This window comes from Acidobacteriota bacterium (genome assembly GCA_003225175.1).
GTDB lineage: Bacteria > Acidobacteriota > Terriglobia > Terriglobales > Acidobacteriaceae > Gp1-AA112.
Genome location: QIBA01000084.1, coordinates 1 through 7,597 on the forward strand (window position 1 = coordinate 1; position 7,597 = coordinate 7,597).

The 7,597-nt window shown below is 53.4% G+C and carries 8 protein-coding genes and 2 pseudogenes; 3 read left to right on the forward strand and 7 right to left on the reverse strand.

The features are described from left to right. Positions 1–290 (forward strand): hypothetical protein (locus DMG62_21770; protein ID PYY20813.1); only part of this gene is annotated, 290 nt, incomplete at its 5' end. A 158-nt stretch (positions 291–448) separates the two neighbouring features. On the opposite strand, the gene DMG62_21775 is transcribed toward DMG62_21770, so the two are convergent. Next, positions 449–667 (reverse strand): hypothetical protein, encoded by a 219-nt coding sequence (locus DMG62_21775; GenBank protein ID PYY20814.1) that lies wholly within the window; start codon positions 665–667, stop codon positions 449–451. Positions 668–1,513: 846 nt separating this feature from the next. Here DMG62_21775 and DMG62_21780 point away from each other — a divergent pair. Next, positions 1,514–1,612 (forward strand): annotated as a pseudogene (locus DMG62_21780) (heterocycloanthracin/sonorensin family bacteriocin). A gap of 789 nt (positions 1,613–2,401) precedes the next feature. Next, positions 2,402–2,716, forward strand: coding sequence for a hypothetical protein (locus DMG62_21785; protein PYY20815.1), 315 nt, complete (start codon positions 2,402–2,404; stop codon positions 2,714–2,716). A gap of 145 nt (positions 2,717–2,861) precedes the next feature. Here the strand turns inward: DMG62_21785 and DMG62_21790 are convergent, their stop codons facing one another. From DMG62_21790 to DMG62_21815, 6 genes and pseudogenes are all read right to left on the reverse strand, one after another. Beyond that, positions 2,862–3,230: a hypothetical protein gene (locus tag DMG62_21790; protein ID PYY20816.1), complete on the reverse strand. Its 369-nt coding sequence runs from the start codon at positions 3,228–3,230 to the stop codon at positions 2,862–2,864. After that, positions 3,227–4,060: a hypothetical protein gene (locus tag DMG62_21795; GenBank protein PYY20817.1), complete on the reverse strand. Its 834-nt coding sequence runs from the start codon at positions 4,058–4,060 to the stop codon at positions 3,227–3,229. The genes DMG62_21790 and DMG62_21795 overlap by 4 nt, the downstream gene beginning before the upstream one ends. Positions 4,061–4,257: 197 nt before the next feature. Next, positions 4,258–4,440: a hypothetical protein gene (locus tag DMG62_21800; protein ID PYY20818.1), complete on the reverse strand. Its 183-nt coding sequence runs from the start codon at positions 4,438–4,440 to the stop codon at positions 4,258–4,260. Between the two features lie 587 nt (positions 4,441–5,027). Further along, positions 5,028–5,648, reverse strand: a complete 621-nt coding sequence (locus tag DMG62_21805; protein PYY20819.1) for a hypothetical protein — start codon at positions 5,646–5,648, stop codon at positions 5,028–5,030. A gap of 248 nt (positions 5,649–5,896) precedes the next feature. Further along, positions 5,897–6,315: pseudogene (locus DMG62_21810) on the reverse strand (hypothetical protein). Positions 6,316–6,609: 294 nt separating this feature from the next. Beyond that, on the reverse strand, positions 6,610–7,597 hold a 988-nt coding region (locus DMG62_21815; GenBank protein PYY20820.1), incomplete at its 5' end, for a hypothetical protein.

The following is a 7,597-nucleotide window of genomic DNA, read 5'->3' on the forward strand; positions in this document are numbered from 1 at the left end:
TGCAAGCACGCAGTCCCGTGCGCGAGCTGATGATGCGCCGCAACCATTTTGCCGATCTCCATCGCCGGCTGGTCGCCTGCCCTGCGCGCTTGATTGAAAACGCAAGGCGCCGTTTCGGTAGCATCGAAGGAATTCTGCGGGTGCTCGGACCTGACGCGACGCTGCGCCGCGGCTACAGCATCACCATGAACGACCGCGGCCAAATCATCCGCACAACGGCAGTAGTTAGGCCAAAGATGAAAATTTGCACTCGCGTCAGCGACGGAGAATTCGGCTCAGAGACTTACTAGAACAAGAATTCACAATAATATACCTCGTGGCGCAATCGGCACCGAGATCGCTGTTGCCATTTCATTGCCACACTAACGCGCGTTGTCCCGCCGCTCAGGATGGTGCTAGATGCCGATCGAAAACACGAGCCGGCGCCAACAGTCTTCGGCATCTGTCATTAAATTCGTTTCCGCTCATCGCTTTGTCGACGTACCGCATCAAGATTGTCCTCCAACACCGGCGAGAAATCTCGCTTTTTGAATGCGGTCTTCGATAATTGATGCGTCGGCTTCACCGCTTCCGAACGTCTTCCTGCCTCTGTACAACAATTCGTCGACCGGCGTTCGGTTCGAATGTTCTCGACTCCGGACCATGCTTGCGCGAATGCGCGCGACAACCCGGACAAATTCAACGAGCGTACGTAAGCTGCCCGTTATTATCGCGTTTTTTCTGCTCGTCGCTGTCCTTTAGTGAGCCCTAATTGACACTGAGTTCGACCAAGAAGAATGACCTGCCCCGTTGAATGCCCCCACGCGATAGCAATACCAATGGTTTGCGCTTAAGCCAGTATCGTTAAATCGGGTTGTATTTGCTGGCAAAGAAGGTTGTATGGTAACAAATGTTCCGCACGGCCCTAGACCGTTGCCGTAGCTGTAGGTGTCGCCGTTGCCGTAGCTGTAGGTGTTCGCGTAGCTGTAGGTGTCGGTGTCGGCGTTGGAGTAGATGATGCTCCCACTACATTAAAAGTTACTGTAATAGAGGCTCCGCTGCTTCCCGCCCCTCCTGCGGAACTCCATGGTGTTGCAACAAACGTGTGAGTTCCTATCGTACCTGGTGTCCATGTGAAATCAAAGGGAGTCGCAGAATCTGTCTTTGCGATGGCGCCGTCTCTTTTGAATACCACGCTTTGCGTGGTGGCGTTTGCGTGTGCCGTTATCGTATAGCTTGTTCCAGAGATTAGATTCGTTCCATTAACAAATGGAGTCCCCCCATTGTAAGTTAATCCGATCAATGCTGGCGTTGAGGTCGGTGTCGGCGTTGGCGTCGGGGTGTAAGTAGCCGTGGCTGTCGGAGTCGGCGTAAACGTGGCCGTAGCGGTTGCGCTGGGCGTTGGGCTGTGCGTCGCTGTCGCTGTCGGGGTGGGTGTGAACGTGGCTGTGGCTGTCGGGGTAAAGGTGGCGCTTGGCGTAGCTGATGGGGTTGCCATTGGAGTCGGCAGCGGCGTAAACGTGGCTGTGGCGCTGGGCGTAGGGGTGGAGGTCGCTGTCGCTGTCGGGGTAGGCGTATGCGTTGCTGTTGGGGTAGGCGTAGATGTGGCTGTTGCCGTAGATGTGGCGGCCGGCGTAGCTGTAGTCGTTGGGGTTGGAGTCGGTTCCGGTGCACCGCTGACTAGAGGGTGCGGATAAATGTAGTCGCCAACATAATCAAAGCCGTTCACTGCCGCTAGTAGTCGGCTTTTAGCCGCTGCCGGGACACCAGTAAATCCAAGTCCGAGATTGAGATAGTCCCTAGGTGTTTTGAAAAACGGGATGTCCGAACCAAAGCCGTAGGGTGTGTCTGCTCCGCTTACGGAATGGAAGCGGCAGTTCCACGAAATACTTGGCTCATTAACCCAGTGCGGTGCAGTAGCGTTGCCCGTCACGCTGTTGCGCGGAAATGGTGAAGGGCTGGCTGCGACATTCACAATCAAGTCGCCTTTCCCAGTTCCAGCGGTGTCCAGCGCCTGGTAAACCTTACGTATCTCGTACTGGTCGCCCACGGCGAACGTGAGGTGACGCGCCGTGTCGGTGCCGGTGTAGTAAGAGTAGGTGATGGTCGTTGCGGTGTTGCTCAAAACGAAGGAACCAAGACCAAAGGGTATCGCTGCGGGGTTGGCGTTCCTAATGCTGTAGCCAACCCATTGGTTCATTGTCCAGCTCTTGCTGGCATCAATCAGAGTAGCGGTGCCCCCCGAAATGGTAGTGGGCCACGTAGCCGTGCCAGCTAGAAAGATGTGTCCCAGTTGACCCCAGGGAGCAGGGTTTCCGGTTCCGTCGTCATTTAGGTCCCATGGCGAAGCGCCGTCTGCCTGGCCCCACACGCTCTCGCTGCGGCCACTGGCACTGCGGAAACAGTTTGGCTTGCAAATCCAGTGATTTACCTGCTGTTGCCCGGTATAGAGTTCGTCGTGCGCAATGACGTTGCCGCCTCTTTGACCATCGGGAGTGTACTGGTAGCTCCAATTATGCTCATTGAAATACTGCTCACGGCAACGTACAGGGCGCACCGCGCCACCCTCTGTGCCGTGATCCTCAATGAGGATGTTGTGCATAAAGTTGTATCGGTAGACGACTCGCGCGCCAGTGCCGGTGTCGGTGTTTCCAAGCAATACCTGATTGATGTTGGTACTGGTGGAGCGGATCGTGTTGGTCTCCACGAACAGGAATTTCTTGGTTCCAAAGGCTGAGAAGTTGGCCCAAGAGACATTACCCTGATCCCCTTCACCGCCATAGGTGAATAAACTATCGCCAGCAGTAATGTCCCAAACGCAGTGATCGATGACACCGTAGTTTGGCCCTGACGCCAGCACATTCTCAGCGCGGTTAAGCTTGTCAAAATGGCAATGATCCAGCCGCATCAGGAAATTGGCCGCCACGCCACCGGCGTTGAACGCGATGCCGGTATTTCCGAACGTAAGAGTGGTTGCCGATCCTCGGAAGGTGATGCCAGTCACCCGGCAGCCTTGTCCCTCGGGAGGCGAGATATTGAGCAATTCCCGTCTGGCCTTTCAAGGTGATGTTCTTGTTGACCGTGACCTGGGTTGTCCAGCTAAACGTGCCGGCCGGAATGACCACGGTGTCATTTGCCACAGCGCCGTTAATCTTAGCTTGTACGTCGGCAGCCGTGCCGTTGGTGTTCCACGTTGTGGCGTGCGCCAGCGACGCAGCTAAAAGGATTGGCAGTAAGAGTAGTTTTTTCATGGGAAAAAGAATAGAAATCGGCTGGGGCCAGCCACGTCCACTGTTACGGGCGGCTTAAGCGCGATCGACATTTCCGCGTAGTTGGCTGATGATCCTGTCATTGACGTTTTGAATGTTCCCGTAGAACCAGCTGCTGCCAGATTACCGCAACCTGCGTCAATTCCGCCGCCAGTGCCAGAGTTGGTATTTCCAGAGATAATGCTGTTAGCTACTATAGTTTCTGTCCCGGAAATACCAACATTCCTAGTCAGATTTCTATTGGCAGCCATGCCGGTAGCCTGACTTGTGTTGCTATCAACGGCGTTAGCTGCGACAAATACAATCAGGGTGTTGCTAACCGTTGTAGTTAGGGATGGAAATGTAGCTGTCGTCGTGGTTCCTGTTTCCGTCTGACCAGCGGTAACGTCCCACGGATTCCCTGATGTAATACAGCCGCGATAGTACTGGATCCGCGCAATGGTATGATTTCCTGAATCAGCTACGGTGACTGTGCCAAGCGATGTCCCGTTATAGCGAAGCCAGAATACAGCAAGCCTGACAGCCCCAGCACTTGCTGCTGTGCCTATTGATTGCGGTGAATTTGTGACTTCCGTCCATGTTGGTGCGCCTACCCCGGAATTCGTTGGAACAGAGATTGCCTGATTACTCGATTGAACACAGCAAAGTAAAATGTCGTTAGTAGCTACTCCTGCTGGAACACTTGGTGTAACTGCACCTGTTCCAGATGAAGGCGTAACCGAATTATTGTCGTTATATGTCGGGACATCAGCAATAAGCTCGTTACCTGCTTGGAGCGCGAACAAGAGAAAAAGTAAGATGATGCGCTTCATTAGAAGTTGTCCAGTTTCGCCAACAAATCCCACTTGGTGTCAGCCGAGTTATACATGAATCCGAGATACAGCGTTTTAGTCGTGGTCTGAATCAGGGAAAGTGTATGTTCGCGTTGTGCCGGCCGCTTCGGTCCATTCGAAGCTGATGTTGCGCCGGGCAAGATGACAAGCGTCCAGTGGGAACTGCGACTTGGGCGCTACTCTTTCGCGCGAACAGCTTTGAATGTGCCGAGCTTCGAGGGTCGCTCTCCCACGAGTGGAGAAAAATCAGCTTCGCCTGTGATCAGATCGGCGGTTTCAAAGTTTCCCTTGCACGTTAATGTCCCCGCGTCGCGTCCCACGTTGCCGATTAGAAACTCCACCCGACCAGAAAGCGTCACCAAGCTTCCCTCACCCCGAGTCCACTTTGCCTCGGAAGGGTTCGCACCTCCCCAAACTTTAAACGGTGTTGCTCATTGGCAAAAGTAATCTCGAGGTTCCACTCGCCAATCATGTTCGGAGACTCTGCCTTGGCCAGGACGGAGGAGAATGTGTTCACGATCATTACCAGGATTAATGCGCGCGTTGCTTTCACGTTTTTTTCTAGTCGTGATTTGTTATCCGGGCAAGGTTGCGTTTCGGGGAGTGCTGGTGGCGCATGTTCTGGGCGTCGCGACATGAACACGCGGATTCAAACGTGACAGGCTGCGAGTTTGCCGCTCCCGTACAGCAATATAAAGCAATGGCGGCAATCGTGAATGTTGTCACCCGTGTCATTAGTTGATTCTCTTACGAAAGCGGCGCTCTGTTTGAAACGCCACTTTCTGGGCTGGCTCTTTGGAGAACGTCCGGGAAAAGCAATCCGGCGGACGCGAGTTGCCAGAAGACATCGGATACACGCCCACTCTCCCGTGTCTGGCGTACAAACAAAAAATGGCCGCCTATAAAGGACGGCCACTCTTGTGTCGCGGGAAACTTTTTGGAGCTGCTAAATCTTTAAGAACCGCCGCGCTATACCAAGCGCACCGAGGGCCGCGCTGAGCAACATCACAGTCGCGCCGCCGTCCGGAACGCCGGGCACGCCATGCGGCGTTATGGTCTCCTGCTGAACCTGGTTTGGCCTCCCTGCCAGAGCTCCAGTTTGAACAATGTCCTGCGAGAAGAAGTTGGCAAACCCGCCCAACCCAGTGGTGGCCGTGTCGAGAACCAGATTGAAGGTAACAGAAGGTAACCCCATGTTGGCGTTCGCAGTAAACTTGACTACTATGTCCAGCACAGTCGGATTATTGGGCAGAAACCCCGGAAGTCCAAAATTAGGGCCAACGAACTGCGAGTTGTCGAGGTTAAAACTTACCCCCGGACTGAAGGTGAAACCCGTAGGCAAAGAACCCGTTGTCTTCAGGGCACCAAAATCGTTGATGTTAAAAGACGTGGGCTGCGTGGAACTTATGGTGGAGTTATCAAAAACGATCGGGTAAGTCCACAACGTACCGCCCGATCCGTCAGGTGCGGTCGAGACTGGGCCGATAGAGATCGTATCGGCATTTGCAGAGAGACTTGTCAGAGCAAGCACTCCCGCGCTGACCATAAACATGAACTTGTTTTTCATAATTTATAACTTTCTTTTCTGATGTTTGTTTTTTAAGATTCCGCCTTGTTTACCCTTTTTCCCGTACATACCTAAGGACAGCAAATCCAGTGCCAAACTTCACCACGTGCAGGAAAAACAATGCAAGCTACTAACTGACAGCGACTTAGTCGCGATCCTCGGTTTCGCGCTTCTTTCTTCTGGACCGAGATTTCGAAAGGAAATCCGACTAAGTGTAAGATAGTCCGACACGTTAATCGGGCACTTCCTTAGTTTTGATGTAGGTATGCACGAGTTACCTTCCCTCCGCCACTCGTGCCATAATTGGAATGCACATCTACGAAGTTCGACCCGACGGGATCATCGCGGCGTCGATCTGATTTCCGATGTTCTGCCGTTCGGTCGACTGTGGTTTGACACGCCGGATAATGCGATTGGCTACGCGATGCACAGCAGCCGTTCACACGATGCTGTGATTCGGGTTTACGATGAAGTATATGCTTACGCTGGAAGCGCTCAAGCTCGCGCGGAACGAAGCGAAGCGCAGCAAAAACCAATGCTGGAATAATTACCGCATCGTCCAAATGTCCGATTCGAGGGATGAAGTCTGGTATCAATCGAACGGCATACACAAGTAGCCGGTAGCCAAAGCTCGAAGCAACTTCGCGGAACTTGGGGGTGCGATCATCCTGCAACACGCGCTGATAACGATCAGTTCGCGCTTGAACAGGCGAACAATCTTTTTGCTTCGCTCAAAAGGCATACGCGCCGCCCGTTGAACCCCAGACAACACCCGAGAAAAAACAGTGCCAAGATAAATTCGCGTACCGATCAAAAAAGTCCCGACGCAAGAATCCGACGACGCCTCAGGGAAACGCCCGACTAAAGCAAAAGTGCTCGTTGTTCATCGAATCGGTTCATCCGCACTCACGGCCTGGGCGTAGCCGTAGCTGTTGCCTTCGCTGTCGGAGTTGGCGTCGGGCTAAGGAGTCGGCGTCGGCGTAGGATTAGTTCTAGCTGTTTGTATGGCCACAATCTCACTATCTGACAACGCTCTATTCCAAATCGCGGCATGTTGGACGCTACCCTTAGCGTATGCAGTCATTCCGCTCCTCAGAATGTGCATCAAGGACGTTCGATTGGACGTGCTCCCGGTGGCAAGGATAGCAGTAGTCGAAGCGACCCTGGTGCCATCAACAAATAAATTGAACGCAGTTCCGTTGCGCCTAAATGCAACAGAATGCCAGCTTCCGTCGAAGGCCGTTCCACCGGAAAAGCTACTTGCCATGGCGGTGGTGCTATGGCCTCGGGCTTGAGCACTAGCCTGCGAGGTTGGCTTGTTCTGGCCTATTCGCGCCCGGTCGTTGGCTGTTGTCGAATTAGAGATAGCCAGGGCAGCCGCGACGCCAAAGTCAGTGCCGCCCTTGAACAGGGCGAAAAGAGTGAAATTCGTGTTATCCAGACTCGGTATTACGGCGTCGTTTCTGCTCGCGTAACCTGCTACTCCATCGGTTCGGAAGCATGTGCCCTGCTCACCGGTCTCTCCCAGCCAGTAATTGGTGTTGATCACTCCAGTGATAGTTAAATTTTTAAAGTTACCAGAGGAATCGACCAAGGTCGTTCCACTTGTTTCGTCGCATTTCCAGTAGCCTTTGAGATTAGCAGGTTCCGTAGCCAAAATTACTGCGGCAAAATTACCCGGAGTAGGCGTTGGCGTCGGTGTAGGTGACGCTGTTACAACCGTGAAGCTTACTGTGATGGTGGCGCCGCTGATTCCTGTTCCATTGGTGGAACTCCACGGTGTTGCCGCAAACGTGTGGTTTCCTAACACAGCTGGCGTCCACGTGAAATTAAAAGGCGCTGCTGAATCTGTGTTTATGAGTGCGCCATCTCTATAGAAGGCCCCGCTTCGCGTGTTCGCGTTTGCCTGCGCCGTTACCGTGTAGCTTCTTCCAGAGATTAAATTGGTT